Annotated in this window: 12 protein-coding genes, 6 tRNA genes and 1 pseudogene; 17 read left to right on the forward strand and 2 right to left on the reverse strand. The window is 39.2% G+C overall.

The genetic code is table 11. The features are described 5' to 3' along the window. The first annotated feature begins 129 nt into the window (after positions 1-129). From EUBDOL_RS07970 to EUBDOL_RS08025, 12 genes are all read left to right on the forward strand, one after another. Positions 130-1,167 (forward strand): hypothetical protein, encoded by a 1,038-nt coding sequence (locus EUBDOL_RS07970; protein WP_004800420.1) that lies wholly within the window; start codon positions 130-132, stop codon positions 1,165-1,167. A 1-nt stretch (position 1,168) separates the two neighbouring features. Beyond that, complete coding sequence (locus EUBDOL_RS07975) at positions 1,169-5,479, forward strand: 2-hydroxyacyl-CoA dehydratase (RefSeq protein WP_040463648.1); 4,311 nt, start codon at positions 1,169-1,171, stop codon at positions 5,477-5,479. 15 nt (positions 5,480-5,494) lie between these two features. Then, positions 5,495-6,238 carry a putative ABC transporter permease gene (locus EUBDOL_RS07980; protein ID WP_106381524.1) on the forward strand — a complete coding sequence of 248 codons (744 nt, stop codon included), beginning with the start codon at positions 5,495-5,497 and terminating at the stop codon, positions 6,236-6,238. A 178-nt stretch (positions 6,239-6,416) separates the two neighbouring features. Beyond that, a complete protein-coding gene (gene dhaS, locus EUBDOL_RS07985; RefSeq protein WP_040463743.1) occupies positions 6,417-6,971 on the forward strand; it encodes a dihydroxyacetone kinase transcriptional activator DhaS in 555 nt (184 codons plus the stop codon). A 238-nt stretch (positions 6,972-7,209) separates the two neighbouring features. Then, entirely contained in the window at positions 7,210-8,610 is a 1,401-nt protein-coding gene (locus EUBDOL_RS07990) for a polysaccharide deacetylase family protein (RefSeq protein WP_004800425.1), read from the forward strand. Between the two features lie 108 nt (positions 8,611-8,718). Further along, positions 8,719-8,976 carry a cyclic-di-AMP receptor gene (locus tag EUBDOL_RS07995; protein WP_004800426.1) on the forward strand — a complete coding sequence of 86 codons (258 nt, stop codon included), beginning with the start codon at positions 8,719-8,721 and terminating at the stop codon, positions 8,974-8,976. 173 nt (positions 8,977-9,149) lie between these two features. After that, positions 9,150-9,225, forward strand: a tRNA-Val gene (locus EUBDOL_RS08000). Positions 9,226-9,231: 6 nt separating this feature from the next. Beyond that, positions 9,232-9,307 (forward strand) — tRNA-Thr (locus EUBDOL_RS08005). A 15-nt stretch (positions 9,308-9,322) separates the two neighbouring features. Beyond that, a tRNA-Tyr gene (locus EUBDOL_RS08010) sits at positions 9,323-9,407 on the forward strand. A gap of 8 nt (positions 9,408-9,415) precedes the next feature. Then, a tRNA-Gln gene (locus EUBDOL_RS08015) sits at positions 9,416-9,491 on the forward strand. Positions 9,492-9,506: 15 nt separating this feature from the next. Then, positions 9,507-9,582: transfer RNA gene (locus EUBDOL_RS08020), tRNA-Lys, on the forward strand. Between the two features lie 7 nt (positions 9,583-9,589). Further along, positions 9,590-9,663 (forward strand) — tRNA-Gly (locus EUBDOL_RS08025). 193 nt (positions 9,664-9,856) lie between these two features. Here EUBDOL_RS08025 and EUBDOL_RS08030 read toward each other — a convergent pair. Together EUBDOL_RS08030 and proB are read right to left on the reverse strand one after the other, a co-directional pair. Beyond that, positions 9,857-11,098 (reverse strand): glutamate-5-semialdehyde dehydrogenase, encoded by a 1,242-nt coding sequence (locus tag EUBDOL_RS08030; protein WP_004800428.1) that lies wholly within the window; start codon positions 11,096-11,098, stop codon positions 9,857-9,859. Next, positions 11,095-11,888: pseudogene (proB, locus tag EUBDOL_RS08035) on the reverse strand (glutamate 5-kinase). Before proB ends, EUBDOL_RS08030 begins: the two are co-directional and overlap by 4 nt. A 207-nt stretch (positions 11,889-12,095) precedes the next feature. Between proB and htpG the strand changes: the two are divergent. The 5 genes from htpG (at position 12,096) to rlmD (ending at position 16,913) form a co-directional block, all read left to right on the forward strand. Beyond that, positions 12,096-14,036, forward strand: a complete 1,941-nt coding sequence (htpG, locus tag EUBDOL_RS08040) for a molecular chaperone HtpG (RefSeq protein ID WP_040463650.1) — start codon at positions 12,096-12,098, stop codon at positions 14,034-14,036. 118 nt (positions 14,037-14,154) lie between these two features. Continuing rightward, entirely contained in the window at positions 14,155-14,484 is a 330-nt protein-coding gene (locus tag EUBDOL_RS08045) for a DUF4234 domain-containing protein (protein WP_004800432.1), read from the forward strand. Position 14,485: 1 nt separating this feature from the next. Next, positions 14,486-14,884 (forward strand): DUF2752 domain-containing protein, encoded by a 399-nt coding sequence (locus EUBDOL_RS08050; protein ID WP_004800433.1) that lies wholly within the window; start codon positions 14,486-14,488, stop codon positions 14,882-14,884. A 65-nt stretch (positions 14,885-14,949) separates the two neighbouring features. Then, a complete protein-coding gene (locus tag EUBDOL_RS08055; protein ID WP_040463652.1) occupies positions 14,950-15,564 on the forward strand; it encodes an HAD family hydrolase in 615 nt (204 codons plus the stop codon). Beyond that, positions 15,558-16,913, forward strand: coding sequence for a 23S rRNA (uracil(1939)-C(5))-methyltransferase RlmD (gene rlmD, locus EUBDOL_RS08060; RefSeq protein ID WP_004800435.1), 1,356 nt, complete (start codon positions 15,558-15,560; stop codon positions 16,911-16,913). Before EUBDOL_RS08055 ends, rlmD begins: the two co-directional genes overlap by 7 nt. Positions 16,914-17,053: the final 140 nt, after the last annotated feature.

Genomic DNA, 17,053 nt, shown 5'->3' on the forward strand with positions numbered 1-17,053 from the left:
TATTAGGTAAAAATTGATGGGAAAGGTAACACATTTTGAAAAGTGTTACCTTTTTGGACATTTTCTCATATTTGTCCATAGGAGATTTTTTGCTTGCCGATTATATTGTAATGTGTAAGGTGATATAAGATGGGTAAGGATATTGATTACATTTTGATTGAAAATTCAGTGAAAAAAGCCTTGAGGGATATACAGGATAATCCCAAGCGAACGATTCGCAATTTGGTTGATTACGGCTTGGAGTTTGCGAAGGGTGGCTTTCAGAAGCAAAGCTTACAGCTTGCTCAGCGGCTATTGGCAGATGAAAATTGCCGTTATTATGATCTGATTGGCAATGCCGTTGAGCATGTCGATCCAAAAACATTGTTAAGCTTCGGTATGAATGTCGGTTATAATGCGTGTACGATGGGTGTAAAACGCATTCGCTTGTTGGAGGCAAGGGAACAGCTGCATATTCCTTGGAGTTTGTTTTTGAAGGTAAAGGATTTTGATGAGGTGCATCAAAAACAGCTTTGCCAGATTATTGAGGAAGGCATGGAGCTTGGAATTTATGTGTTTGTTTTCGTAGTTGAAGGGCAGGTTGAGCAACTGTTGAGTATGCTTTTTGAATATGAGCAATGTGCCTTTGTGTTGATGTGTCGAAAGGAATGCTTGCATGAGGAGGTTCTTGATCAGATAGCAGAGCTGCATAATCTTATGCTTTCTGTTGGGTATGAAAAGGATATTGATACAACGGTTGCTGACATGCGTAAGCGAGGTCTTTTGTATGGCTTGCATGTTGTATATGGTAAGCAAGAACTTGCGGAAATTGAAAGCGGACAGTTTTTTCAATCGTTTGAGCCGCTTTGGCCGCTGAGTGTTGCCTTGCTTGCAGACAGCGATGTTGAGGAAAAGGAAAAAGCAAAGCTTGATCAAGCGCTTTGCACATTGCGTATTACGAAATCATATCCTACCTTTATCCTACATTTACAAGAGGATATTCAACGCATTGATGAGGTGTTTTCCAATGAAGGATATTGCGTGGGAATTGATGAGCAGGGCTTTTTGATGCTGAATGGAAAGAGCATTTATCAAGCAGCTGCCAATGTTTTTCAAAGATCACTAAAAACGGTTTTGCATCATTGTTTAGCAAAACAAGACGGTTGTGTATGTAAGGAGGGTGATTGAGATGCCGCAATATTCCATGGGAATTGATGTAGGTTCTACAACAGTGAAATTGTTTGTTAGCGATGAGCAGGATAACAATGTGTATCAAAGCTATCTTCGTCATCATTGCGATGTTCGCAAGACGATCCTAGAAGAATTGCAGCGACTGAAGGAGCAGCTTGGCAATGTAGAGGTCAAAGCGGTTATTACCGGTTCCGGCGGCTTGGAAATAGCAAAGCGATTGGATATTGAATTTATGCAAGAAGTCATTGCCTGTACGAAAACGGTAGAAACGTATATTCCGCAAACCGATGTGGCGATTGAGTTGGGTGGGGAAGATGCGAAAATCACCTATTTTAAAGGAACGCTTGAGCAGCGAATGAACGGAACCTGTGCCGGTGGAACAGGGGCGTTTATCGATCAAATGGCGAGCTTATTGGAAACAGATGCGGAAGGTTTGAATACATTGGCGAAATCTTATACTTGCATTTATCCGATTGCCTCTCGCTGTGGGGTTTTTGCGAAAACGGACATTCAACCGTTAATAAATCAAGGAGCATTAAAAGAGGATATTGCCGTATCCATCTTCCAAGCTATCGTCAATCAAACGATCAGCGGGCTTGCGTGTGGAAAACCGATTCGTGGAAAAGTAGCCTTTTTGGGTGGACCCTTATATTTTCTTGATGCTTTGCGTGAACGCTTTATTGAAACTTTGCATTTGAAAAAGGAAGATGTCATCTTTCCGAAAAACTCCCAGCTGTTTGTTGCTATGGGAGCTTGTTTGCATGCAAAGGAGCTGAAAAAAGAACGATCTTTAGAAAACATCATAGAACAATTAAAGCAGCTTTCTTTACAAAGCTTGGAAGAAAAACAACATTTGCCTGCGTTGTTTGAACATGCTGAGGAGCTGCAAAGCTTTCAAGAACGCCATCAAAAACAGCAGGTGAGAGAAGGAAACTTACAAAACTATTGCGGCGATGTGTATTTGGGTATTGATGTCGGAAGTACCACAACGAAGCTTGTTTTGATTGGGAAAGATGGAACGATTTTATATAGCTTTTATAGCTCTAATAAAGGTGAGCCTTTGGATTTGGTCTTAAAAGCGATGAAGCAGGTTTATCAACAGTTGCCAAAAGGCTGCAAGATTCGAAAAGCAGGGGTTACCGGCTATGGGGAGGCACTGATAAAGAGTGCACTAAAGGTTGATATCGGTGAGGTAGAAACGATTGCCCATTATCAAGCAGCACGCTGCTTTTGTGAGGACGTTGATTTTATTTTAGATATCGGCGGACAGGATATGAAGGCAATGCGAATTTGTGATGGTGTTATTCAGGATATTACATTAAATGAAGCTTGCTCCTCCGGCTGCGGTTCCTTTTTGGAAACCTTTGCGCATTCCTTAGGATATTCGATTGAGGAATTTGCGCAGCTTGCTATGCGCTCTGTAAAGCCCTTGGATTTAGGCAGTCGTTGTACGGTCTTTATGAATTCAAAGGTAAAACAGGCACAGAAAGAGGGAGCTTTCATTGAGGATATTGCGGCAGGGTTGGCATATTCTATTATTAAGAATGCGTTGTATAAGGTTATTAAGCTAAGGAATAAAGAGCAGCTTGGTAAGCATATCGTTGTGCAAGGTGGTACATTTTATAATGATTCGGTTTTGCGTGTGTTTGAACTGGAAACCGGTATGCACGTAATACGTCCTAATATTGCCGGTCTTATGGGTGCTTATGGTATGGCTTATATGGCTAAGGAGGCAGATGATGGTCTTGGTACAAGCCTGTTAAGCTATGAAGAAATCTGCCGCTTTCATGCAACACATGAGATGCGTCGTTGTGGAAAATGCAGCAACAACTGTCTTTTGACGGTTACCTCCTTTTATGACGGACGAAAATTTGTGAGTGGAAACCGTTGTGAGCGTGGTGCGGATATGCCGCTTGTAAAAGCAAAGCTTCCCAATATATATGAATATAAGTATCGGCGTGTATTTCAATATACATCGCTTTCCAAAAAAGAGGCGTTAAGAGGAAGTGTCGGCATTCCTAGAGTCTTGAATATGTATGAGAACTATCCTTTCTGGCATACCTTTTTTACAGCCTTGAAATTTCGGGTAGTCATTTCATCAAGATCTTCTAAGCAGCTGTTTGAAAAAGGAATGGAGTCGATTCCAAGTGAAAGCGTTTGTTATCCGGCAAAGCTTGTCCATGGACATATAGAGGACTTATTAACGAAGGATATTGATTTTATTTTTTATCCTGCTGTCTTGTATGAGCATGTTGAATTTAAAGATGCGGATAATCATTATAATTGTCCGGTTGTTGCCGCGTATAGTGAAACGATACGTAACAATATGGATTCCATTGCAGAGGCAAAGATAAAATTTAAAAACCCGTTTATATCTTTCAATAATCCAAAGACACTGTTAAGGGTGTTGGAGAAAGAATTGCAGGAGTATCATATTCCCCATGCGGAAATCAAGGCGGCACTAAAGCTGGCATTTGCGGAAGATGAGCATTACCATGCGGATATTCGAAGGGAAGGCATGCGTGCCTTAAGCTATATGAAAAAACATCATAAAAAAGGGATTGTTTTAGCTGGCAGACCATATCATGTTGATCCGGAAATCCATCATGGCATTGCGGAGCTAATTGCTTCGGAGGGTTTTGTGGTTTTGAGTGAGGACAGTGTTTGTCATTTGGATACAAAACGCTTGCAGCTGCGAGTGGTTAATCAATGGACCTATCACTCACGCTTATATCGGGCAGCCTCCTTTGTGGCGGATCAAGAGGATTTGGAGCTGATTCAGCTGACTTCCTTTGGCTGTGGCTTAGATGCGGTAACAAGCGATCAGGTTACGGAAATTTTAAAGGCAAGCAACAAGCTTTATACATTGATTAAGATTGATGAGGTCAGCAATCTTGGCGCAATTCGTATTCGCATTCGCTCCTTGAAATCAACCATTGAAAAGAAAAGTGCACGTGCACATCAAAACAAAAGCTATGAGCTTTCTTGTGTACCGTTTACCAAAGAAATGAAAGAACAAGGCTATACCATTCTTTGTCCGCAAATGTCGCCGATTCACTTTCAGTTTATTGAAGTCGCAATGAAAGAAGCGGGATATCGTTTCGAGGTATTACCTTCGGTTGATAGAGAAGCGATGGAAGAAGGCTTAAGATATGTGAATAACGATGCGTGCTATCCATGTATCTTGGTTGTAGGACAAATGATGAATGCCTTGCATAGCGGAAAGTATGATTTGCATAAAACTGCCTTGATGATCACGCAAACAGGGGGAGGGTGTCGTGCTACCAATTATATCGCGTTGATTCGTAAGGCGCTTCATGATGCGAAAATGGATTATATTCCGGTGATTTCCGTCAATCTTGCAGGCTTGGAAAGCAATCCCGGTTTTCAGCTTACACCAAGCTTAATCAAACGAGTGATCATGGGTGTATTATATGGCGATTTATTGATGCGGGTATTGTATCGTATGCGTCCTTATGAAAGAGAAAAGGGGGCAGCCAATCAGCTATATGAAAAATGGGTAAAGCTATGTAAGTATAATCTGCATACCGGCAGTCTATCGGAATTTAAACGCAATGTTTGTGGGATTATAAAAGAATTTGATGCGTTGGAGACAATTGATGTGGTAAAGCCACGTGTTGGCTTGGTTGGTGAAATCTTAGTGAAATTTCACCCTACGGCAAATAATCAAATTGTGGATATCATTGAAAAAGAGGGCGGAGAAGCAGTCGTACCGGATCTATTGGATTTCTTTCTATACTGCTTCTACAATGCGCATTTTAAGGAAAGCAATTTTGAAGGAACGCATATGGCAACCATGCTTCGTCAATGTGGTATCGAGATCGCGGAGCTGCTGCGTAAAAATATTGTAAAGGAACTGCGCCTTTCAAAGCATTTTGATGCACCGCATCGTATTGAAGAAATCGCACAGCTTGCCTCTGAAATCGTATCCTTGGGAAATCAAACCGGAGAGGGTTGGTTTTTGAGCGGAGAGATGCTTGAATTGATGGAAGATGGCTGTTTCAATATCGTATGTATGCAGCCCTTTGCCTGCTTACCAAACCATATTACCGGAAAAGGAGTTATAAAAGCGATTAAGAAAAAGTACCCTAAGAGTAATATCGTTGCTATTGATTATGATCCGGGTGCCAGTGAGGTCAATCAGCTTAACCGAATCAAGTTGATGTTTGCTACTGCGAAAAAGAATTTAGCGGCACAGGAAAAAAGTTCTGTGGCTTATCAAGAGCCGCTTTTAGAGACTTGCGAAAATACAAAATCTCAAAAGGATTTGAGAATCATGAAGTCTTAATGAAGGAGAATGCTTATGACAGTGAAAGAAATTGGACTTTGGATATTTATCTTTTTCCTATATAGCTTTTTCGGTTGGGTATGGGAAAGTTGTTATCGCTCGGTTAAACAAAAGAAGTTTGTGAATCGTGGATATCTCAATGGTCCATGGCTGCCGATTTACGGATTCAGTGCGTTGATTATTTTATATCTTACTTATCCCTTTAAGGAGCGTATCGCCATGGTCTTTTTGGTTGGTGCATTAAGTGTCAGTATCATTGAGGTAGTTGTTGGGTTAAGTATGGAAAAGCTGTTTCATGTACGTTATTGGGATTATCGAGGAGTTCCTTTGAATTATAAAGGTTATATTGCCCTTCCGATTTCTTTGCTTTGGGGTGTGTTGGCAGTGCTGTTGGTGCGCTTTGCGGATCATCAGGTAATGCAGCTTACCGCATGTTTACCGCTACCCGTTTTGTATGTGGCAGATAGCATATTGCTTGCTTTATTTCTTTTTGATGTGATTCTATCAACGATTCAGGCCTTGCACCTAAAAAGAATCTTGCATAATAATATTCAAAGTATAAATGAGCGTAATAAACGTTTAAGAAAACAAGTGAAGAAGCATCGTGCAGAACTGAATGAGAAGGTCTTAAAAAAAGCAGAAAAGGCTTTGAAACGAAATCCAAGCATCTTCTCCAGCAAGCATAATGCCGGACTTAGTGAAATGCGTACAATGATCAACGAAATCAAAGATAAGCTGAATAAAGATCAGGGAAAATAATGCTGTTAAGGCTCAAGGAGTGTGCGAAATTGCGGCGACTTGAGCTTTTTTTGTAGCATTTTCTTGGAAATGAACGAGAGCTTATGTTTGAAAAATGTCGATAAGAATGCTATAATGTGAGAAATTTTAATAAGAAATGAATGCTTGAAAAGGAGCTACATTGATTGGGAGTGAGCGTGTGCCGGAATCAAATATCACAAAGAAGGTTCTTGCCAAAGCGTTGAAAAACTGTATGCAGACAAAAAGCTTTGCGAAAATTACGGTTATGGATATTTGCGAGGAATGTGGCATGAATCGAAAGACCTTTTATTATCACTTCAAAGATAAATTCGATTTGGTAAATTGGATTTTTAATATCGAATGCTTGAAGCAGCTGCATCATAGCGAATATGTCTTTTTATGGGAAAATTTTGAAACGCTGTGTGAATATTTCTATGAAAATAAGGAGTTTTATCGGGAGGTATTTTCTTATGATGGCCAAAATTCCTTTACCGAGTATTTTCAAGAGATTTTTTATGCCTTGTTGGCAGAAGATTTTTGTGTAGTTTTTCCCAGTTTAAAAGGGCATAAATATGAAAGCTTTGTAATCTCCTTGTATTTAGATGTTTTTGTTTGTGGAATCAAGCGTTGGATTCGTGATCCGGCATGTACGCCACCAAAAGAATTTTGTATGCTGATCAAAATGATTTTATTGAAATCATCGGAGGCTTTCGTGGAGAATTTTCATTATTAAAAGAGTTTAACTGTTAAAAATGAGGAAGCAAAAGCTGTTTATGACTTTTTGCAGGATTTGAATACATTAGGCTTTGATAGCTTTTTTTATTTTGTTTTAAATCTTACGATATCTTTAGAAAAACGTAACAATAAATTTTACTATTTTTTGTAAACGATATACTATAATACATTTGTAAAATAGGTTTAGGATAAGAGTATATATTGTGGCTGTTATTTGAGGTTATCGGGAGGTATGTATGGAGCGATTAAGACGTAAACGGAAATTAAAGCCTAAAATTGTTTATACATTGTGTGGTCTCTTGGGCACTTGTGTAGTGATTTGCGGTTTTTTGCTGATTCACCCGGTGGTAATTTGTGAGGAGCGTATCGAGGTCGGTTTACAAAAGGATTTCCATTATCAAGATGGTATTAAGCTTGTGATGTTTGGAGATAAGAAAGAAGTTAGCTTTGAAGGGAAGGTCGACACCTCAAAAGTAGGAGTGTATAAGGGGGCATATCGCTATAAAGAAAGAAAAATGCCGGTTGAGATCGAAGTTAAGGATTTAACACCGCCTTCCTTGCAGGTTAAGGAATATACTACTGATATGGTGGAAAAGGTATCTGCTAAAATGTTTGTGAAAAAGGTTGAGGATCAATCGAAGGTTACGCTTTCCTTTGCTTCTGAACCATCTAACAAGGAAGGAAAACAAAGGGTTGTTATTGTCGCAAGCGATGAAAACGGAAATGAGACAAGGAAAGAAACGATCTTGGTGCGCAAGGAGGATAAAACAAAGCCGTCTTTGGAGGTGCGTGGTGCATTGTCCTTTTATTTAGGGGATACTTATACTTTCGAAGATAAGGTAGCGGTAAAAGATAATCTTGACAAGAAGCCGAAAATTGAGGTGGATACTTCAAGAGTGAATTTTAAGCAAGCAGGAAGCTATCCGCTTCGTTATTTGGTAAGTGATCGTTCGGGAAATAAAGCAGAGATAAAAACAAGTGTACGTATTCGTCCACAATCGGAAAAAAATCAAAAGGTAGTATATTTAACCTTTGATGACGGTCCTTCATATAATACAGAAGAAATTTTAAAGGTCTTGGAGCGTTATGATGTGAAAGCAACCTTCTTTGTAACCGGAGTCAGAGCGGATTGTTATGAGAGTATTGCCAAAGCGTATAAAGCAGGGCATTCGATCGGTCTGCATACATATAGCCATGATTATGCTTCGGTATATAGCTCTACACAGGCGTATTTCCAAGATTTGCAGAAAATAAGTGATTTAGTGGAGCGTATGACAAATGAAAAATCTTATCTGATTCGTTTTCCGGGAGGATCCAGCAATACGATCAGTGCGAAATATGTGCCGCAGATTATGACAAAGCTTACACAAAAGGTGCAAGAAGAAGGGTATCAATATTTTGATTGGAACTGCGATTCTACCGATGCCAGTGGAAATAATGTTCCGGTTGCACAGATTGTTAGAAATGCGACCTCCTCTGATGCGCAATATATCAATATTTTGATGCATGATACCGATGCTAAGGATACGACAGTGCATGCACTTCCGCAGATCATCGAATATTATCGTAGGCAAGGATATGTGTTTGAAGGCTTGGAAACAGATTCGTATGCACCGCATCACCATGTCAATAATTAAAGTGTCTGTTTATCAGATGCTTTTTCATGAGAGGGGAGCTTTATAAAATCTTCCTTTGACAATCTGCGTTAAGTACATATAATTATAGATAGGATATGAGGTGTTAAAATGAAGTTGCTTGTTGTGATGGCAGGAGATGATTATGCCCAACCGATTTCCGATTGTGTCATAGAGGGAGGGTATCATGCTACTACTATCGGTTCCAGCGGAGAATTTTTACAATATGGAAAGACCGTAATGCTGATAGGGGTAGAAAATAATCAGGTACAAGAAGTTGTTACTATGATTGAAAAATTGAATTGTCATGAGGAAGTAGAGATTTATGTTATTCCGGCGTATGATTTTTTTAAGACACAGAAGGTTTAGCGGACATTATGGAAGCATATAAGACAGACTGAAATATAGGGTGTTTTTAGCTTAAAATAAAAAAATTAAAAAATACAAAAAATTATAAAAAGTTATTGACATAACGATAGAGCGATGGTATTATATATGAGCGCTGATTTCCTAAAGGAAATTTGGTTGCCCAATAAAAACGTGGAGGTTTAGCTCAGTTGGGAGAGCATCTGCCTTACAAGCAGAGGGTCAGCGGTTCGAGCCCGTTAACCTCCACCATGATGTGCCGACTTAGCTCAATTGGTAGAGCAACTGACTTGTAATCAGTAGGTTGTGGGTTCAATTCCTATAGTCGGCACCATTTTTAATCAATCTAGGGAAGGTAGCGAAGAGGCTAAACGCGGCTGACTGTAACTCAGTTCCTTAACGGTTCGGCGGTTCGAATCCGTCCCTTCCCACCATCTTTTATTGGGGTATAGCCAAGCGGTAAGGCACCAGACTTTGACTCTGGCATTTCACTGGTTCGAATCCAGTTACCCCAGCCATTCATGTAGTACCATGACCCGTTAGCTCAGTTGGTAGAGCATCTGACTTTTAATCAGAGGGTCGGGCGTTCGAATCGCCCACGGGTCACCATTTGATTGCGGGTGTAGTTCAATGGTAGAACTTCAGCCTTCCAAGCTGACTACGTGAGTTCGATTCTCATCACCCGCTCCATTGTGAGCAAAAAGCCTTTGTTTAAAGGCTTTTTTTCTATATATAACAACGGTTTTACTTTTCAACTATAACAAGTAAACTTTCGAAAGATTGTTGGGAAAATAAAAAAGTGTGCTTGAAAGGCACACTGGAATTGTAAATAACACTAGATTAAATACATATATTATATCTTTCGTTTTCGGATATATTTATCCTACCTTACTTGCCCATCTCCCAAAATAATATATTTTTGAGAGGTTAATGCTTCCAGTCCCATAGGACCACGAGCATGAAGCTTCTGTGTACTGATTCCGATTTCCGCACCGAAACCAAACTCAAAGCCATCGGAGAATCGAGTAGAAGCATTGGCATAAACACAAGCGCTATCGACTTCACGTAAGAATTGTTTTATATTTGTATAGTTCTCGGAAACAATCGTTTCACTGTGATGAGTGCTGTATCGGTTAATATGATAAATGGCTTCTTCAAGATCTACAACCTGTTTCATGGAGATTTCCATTCCCAGATATTCCTTGTAGTAATCCTCTTGACTAGCAAGCTGACAGCGTTCATCATAGGCACAAAGATAAGGATCGGCATGGATAGTAACACCAAGCTCCAATAAACGATGAATAAGTATGGAGATGAAATCACTATCCACATCTTTGTGAATTAAAACACTTTCACATGCATTGCATACACTGGTGCGAGAGGTTTTTGCGTTGATGATAATTTCCAATGCTTTGTCTAAATCAGCCTCATCATCAATATATACATGACAATTCCCACTTCCGGTTTCAAGGACAGGAACACTAGCCTTTTCTACGGTTGAGCGAATCAGTTTTGCGCTTCCACGAGGAATGAGCACATCAAGATATTCGTGCATTTTCATAAATTGAGCTGCGGCTTCATGACTTGTATCCTCTACAAAGGAAATTGTTTCTTTAGGAAATTGGCATTGTATAAGTGCTTTTTGCATGAGTTCAACAAGCTTTCGGTTAGTATGAAAAATATCTTTGCTACCACGGAGCATTACGCTGTTGCCGGATTTGATGCATAAAATCGCAGCATCTACGGTTACATTTGGACGTGCTTCATAGATCATTCCGACTACTCCCAAGGCAACACGCATCTTTCCTATTTGCAAGCCGTTGGGCAAGGTTTTCATTTGCGAAACTTCACCGATTGGATCAGGAAGTGCGATAACTGTTTGAATGCCGGATAGTATAGCATCAATGCGCTCATCGTTAAGCATCATGCGATCTAGCAATTGCTCGCTCATGCCACAGGCTTGTGCCTTTTGCATATCGATTTGATTTTGTTCTAAGATCTCCTTACGATGAGTGTCTAGTATTTGAGCGATATGGGATAGAATATTATTTTTTTCCATTGTTGAAGCATTCATGATAGCAAAGCTGGCATCTTTACAGCGTCTTGCATCTTCGATTAAGCTCATAGGTGTTCCTCCTTATAAAATAAAGTTCCGCGATAGTCGTTGTTTAGAATATCGTAGATGATTTGGGGGTTTTCTCCGTTTGCGATAACCATGGGAATCCCTGCATCAGTAGCGATTTTAGCAGCCTGTAGCTTTGTTGCCATTCCGCCGGTTCCAAGCTTACTTCCAACTCCTTGTGCCATAGAAAATATGTGTTCGTCGATTTCGGTAACGATTGGAATAAGGGAAGCATGGGGATTGCTTGTAGGATTGTCGTTATAAAGTCCGTCAATATCACTAAGCAGAATCAAAAGATCGGCATGGATCAAAGTGGCGGTAACGGCACTTAAGGTATCGTTATCACCATAGGTAATCTCATCAACGGCGATGCTGTCATTCTCATTAACGATAGGAATGACTGCTAATTCAAATAGGGTTTTTAGTGTGTTGATGGCATTATCTCGTAAAATACTGTTTTCGGTAATGGTTTTTGTTAAAAGCAGCTGTGCGATCTTTGAGCCGTATTGCGAGAAAAATTTATCATAAATAAACATAAGCTCACATTGACCAACACTGGCAGCAGCTTGTTTTTCGCGCATTGAGTGGGGCGCTTTGACATTTGAAGCTTTGCCATACCGGCACTTACCGCACCACTGGTAACTAGCACGATTTCCTTTCCGCTGTTTTTTAAATCACTTAATACCATGGCTAATTGATCGATCTTGCGAAGGTTTAATCCACCATGAGCATGACTAAGGGTGGAGGAGCCTACCTTGATGACGATTCGTTTCATATCTTTAAACTGCTTCATAAGCCTTCATCTCCTTTGAAATTTTTATATATTATAGTAAATTCTGAGCTTTTCGGCAATACTCCTGATGAAAGTAGGGGTAACGTGTCAAACATTGAGTGAGAAAAAGAAATTGCAGATTTTAGCACTCGATACTTGACGCTGCTAAGGAAAAGGTCTATACTATTAGCAGACTTATAAATAGAGTGCTAATCGGAGGTAATGAAAATGGCTAGAAAGAAACAATTTAAAGCAGAATCAAAACGACTTTTAGATTTGATGATCAATTCCATTTATACGCATAAAGAAATCTTCTTGCGTGAGCTTATCAGCAATGCAAGTGATGCGATTGATAAGCTATACTATCAATCCTTAAGTGAAAATGACAGTGCGGTGGATCGCAGTGCATTTAAGATTCATTTGGATATTGATAAGGAAAATCGTGCCTTGGTAATTTCGGATAATGGTATCGGTATGGATAAAGAGGAGCTGGAGGAAAACCTTGGAACAATTGCGAAGAGTGGTTCTTTGGCATTTAAAGAAGGTCTAAGTGAAGAAGAAAAGAAAGACGAGGCAGTGGATATTATCGGGCAATTCGGTGTCGGATTCTATTCTGCATTTATGGTAGCATCTCGTGTAGAGGTATTAACGAAAAAGTATGGAAGTGACACAGCTTACGAATGGAGCAGTGATGCGGTTGACGGCTATACGATCGAAGAAGCACAAAAGGATAGCTGTGGTACAACGATTACTTTATATTTAAAGGATAATACCGATGATGATAACTATGACGAATATTTACAGCAGTATGAAATCGAACGTTTAGTTAAGAAATATTCAGATTATATTCGTTTCCCAATTGAAATGATGATGGAAACGCAAAAGCGCGTAGATGAGGAAACAGCGGAAGGCGAGGAAAAGCCGGCTGAACCGAAATACGAAACAGTATTAGAGCTGAAAACATTAAACTCTATGATTCCTTTATGGAAACGTAATAAATCTGAAATTACGAAAGAGGAATACAATGAGTTTTATCAGGATAAATTTAATGATTTCCATGAACCACAGCGTGTAATCCATACAAGCGTTGAGGGAGCGGTATCTTTTTCTACCCTGATGTTTATTCCGGGAAAAGCACCTTACAATTACTATCAACAGGATTATAAGAAGGGCTTGCAGTTATATAGCCGCGGTGTGTTTATCATGGATAACGCCGAAGAGCTGATTCCCGAGCATTTCCGTTTTGTAAAGGGATTGGTTGATTCACAGGATCTATCCTTGAATATTTCACGTGAGATGCTTCAGCATGATCGTCAACTGAAGGTGATTGCGAACCGTATTGAAAAGAAGATCAAATCCGAATTGTTGTTAATGCTGCGCAACGAGCGTGAGGAATATGAAAAATTCTGGAATAATTTTGGTTTACAAATCAAATTCGGTGTATACAATGATTATGGTATGCATAAGGATTTGTTGCAGGATCTGTTGTTGTTCTATTCCTCTAAGGAAGAAAAACTCGTTACTCTTGATGAGTATGTTGCACGCATGGAAGAAGGACAGGAATTTATCTACTTCATGAGTGGAGATAAGATTGAAAATATCGATCAGATGCCAACCGTTAAGAAGGTCAAGGATAAAGGTTATGAAATTTTGTATTTAACGGATAATGTCGATGAATTTGCATTGCAGGTGCTTGGTAGCTTCAAGGATAAAAAATTCAAAAATATCTCACAGGGCGATTTGAATTTGGATAGCGAAGAGGAAAAGAAGGAACTTGAGAAAAAGGCAGAAGAAAACAAGGATTTACTAGGCGGCATTAAGGAAGCACTAGGTGAAAAGGTCAAAGAGGTTAAGATTTCTTCTCGTTTGGTAGATGATCCGGTATGTCTGTCAAGTGATGATGGTATGTCTTTTGAAATGGAAAAGGTATTGAGTGCGATGCCGGAAGGAAATCCTTATGGCATGAAGGCTTCTCGTATCTTGGAAATTAACCCAAATCATGAAATCTTTAAAGCTTTGCAGAAGGTATATGCCGATGATGCAAATGCGGTGAAGGATTATGCCGAACTGTTGTATGATCAAGCATTATTGATTGAAGGATTCCCAATTGAAAATCCAACTGAGTTTGCTAAAAAGATTTGTGATTTCATGGTAAAAGCAAGTAAATAAGGAAGATAAAGGAATGCGAACGGAAAAATTTGCATTCCTTTTTCGAGTAATGGTATAATTTCCATATCAAAGAGGCATGCACTGTTTTTAGCATTGCCGATGAAAGAGGAGGAGAGGTATGAGAAAGCGTGGTATTGTAAGCATCGTGATACTTACAATCATTACTTGCGGAATCTATATGTTTGTCGCAATGTATCAGATTTATTCCGATGTTAATTATGCAGCGAGGGAGACCGATACGGCATTAACCGATGTATTATTAAGTATCGTTACTTGTGGCTTATGGTCTTTGTATTGTTACTACAAATATTCCAAAAAGCTTTCCGCTTTAGGGGCTGAGGATAATGCATTGATCAATGTTTTGTTAGGAATTTTCGGCTTTGGTTTAATTTCTTTATGTATTATGCAGAACAGTATTAATAATTTGATTGATAAGGGAATGGCATAGCATGAAAAAAAAGCATGACATGATTTTGCTTGGGATAGTTCTTCTTGTAGTGCTCATACTTTTTGGTGCATATTGCCCTATGGAGGAAATCATCGGCATTCCATGTCCCGGCTGCAATATGCTTACAGCACTGTATTGGCTTAGCAAGGGAAACATGGAAATGGCAAGCTTTTATCACCCGGCTGTTTGGGCATTTATAGGCTATGCTGTATGCGTCATCATGTTGTGGTTCAAATATCGTGAGCGTATGTTTCAAACAAAAACTTTTCGTATTTGTTCAGGTTTGTTCCTATTTGTTTTTTTAGGAGTATATGCGTATCGAATGCTGACTGTTTTTCCGAAAGAGCCGATGCAGTTAAATGAAAACGCAATGCTAATAAAATGTTTCCGTCTATTCTAGGCGGAATTTTTCTTTTTATTCCGAGCATTCCCATGTATAATGAAAGAATAGTAGGAGATGTTGATATGATTAAAAATATGATATTTGATATTGGAAATGTATTGGTAACCTTTTATCCCAAAGCTTATTTTTCACAAAATTTTCCCGATGAAATACAATGTGCAAGAATATGTGAGGAGGTATTCGCTGATGAGGTGTGGCAGCTTTATGATCAGGGAATATATGATAAGGGAGATTTATCGCAAATATATAAGGAAAAGTATCCGCAAGATTGGCAGGAAATCTCTTATGTGTTAGAACATTGGCTGTCGTTGATGCAGCTAAAGGAGGATACCTTTGCGTATGTCCAAGCAATGAAAAATCAAGGTTATAAGATCTATCTTTTAAGTAATATCAGTATAGATAGTGCTGCCTATTTAAAGGCAGCTATGCCATTTTTTAAAGTGGCAGATGGAGCTGTTTTATCTTATGAAATAAAGGTGAATAAGCCGAATCGTAAAATTTTCGAGGCCTTATTTCAACGCTATCAGCTTCAAGCACAGGAATGTATCTTCTTTGATGATCTGCCCCAAAATATTGCAGCGGCGAATGCTTTGGGAATGCATGGAATCGTTTTTGAAAATATGACACAGGCTGCGAAAGAAGCAGTTGATATTATTGAAAGGGAGCGTTTATGTTAAAAAAGAAACAGGTAGTTACGGGAACGATTGCGCATATTGATGAAATGGGCAATGGCATTATAAAATATCGCGAGGATATGATACTGGTTCGAGGAGCATTGCCACAGGAGGAGGTACGTGTTGAAATTGTAAAAAGGCTACAGCAGGGGTATGTCGGAAATATTTTGGAAATCATCAAGCCCAGCGAATATCGTTGTAAGCCGAAGTGTTCGATTTATGCAAAATGCGGAAGCTGTCAGCTGATGCATCGAAAACAATCCAATCAGGCACAGTATAAAAAAGAACAGGTGGTAGAGCTTTGTAAGAAGCAGCGTTTATCAATACCGGTAGAAGATGTCTTGTGCGCTGGCAATCCATATCATTACCGTAATAAAATGATCATCGGATTTCAAAAAGGAAGAGATAAGCGTATCAAGGCGGGCTTTTATGAAGAATTTTCCCATCGTATCATTCCTTATGAGGCATGTTTATTGCACCCAAAGGAATGTGATGATATAGTACAGAGCATTGTCTCGCTTATTCAAAAGCTTGCTATTGAGATTTACGATGAGGATCGAAGAACAGGATTGCTAAGACATGTATTGATACGCTATGGCAAAGTAACAAAGCAAATTATGGTGGTGTTTGTTGTCAGCTCAAATGTTTTTCCCGCTCGCCGTAAGCTTGTTGAAGAATTGCTGAAGGCACACCCGAATATCACAACAATCGTTCAAAATGTAAATCCACGTAAAACAAGCATTGTTTTGGGAAATGAGGAGCGTATCTTGTATGGAAAAGGCTATATTGAAGATATCCTGTGTGGATTACGCTTTAAAATATCTTGCAAATCCTTTTATCAAATCAATCATGATCAATGTGAGGTATTATATACGAAGGCATTGGATAAGTTGATGCTAACAGGTAATGAGGTTGTTTTAGATGCTTATTGCGGAATTGGAACAATCGGTATGTGCGTTGCTTCCAAGGTAAAGCAGGTAATAGGTGTTGAGCTTAATAAAGATGCGGTTAAAGATGCTATTCAAAATGCCAAATTGAATAGGATTCGCAATATTCGTTTTTTATGTGATGATGCGGGAAGCTTCATGAGTCAGCTTGCCAAAGCTCAACAAACACTAGATGTATTGATCATGGATCCTCCACGTAGTGGCAGCAGTCAGGAGTTTCTCAGTAGTGCTGCTCGTTTGAGGGTACCTAAGATTCTTTATATTTCCTGCAATCCCAATACGCAGATAAGAGATATTCGTATGCTTCAAAAGCTGGGATATCGTGTGGAGGGAAGCATGACGCTAGTGGATATGTTTCCTTTTACAAATAGTATCGAAAGTGTCTGCATGCTTGTAAGAAAATGATTGATGGTTACTTATTAAGTAGAAAATTATAAATTATCATGTAGAGATGCTTTCTTTTGGGTGTATGTGAAGCAGAATGATAGGATTTTGATGATAATATACTAACATTTCAATAAAAATACAGATTTTGCATGATATTT

Source organism: Amedibacillus dolichus DSM 3991 (assembly GCF_000154285.1).
Classification (GTDB): domain Bacteria; phylum Bacillota_I; class Bacilli_A; order Erysipelotrichales; family Erysipelotrichaceae; genus Amedibacillus; species Amedibacillus dolichus.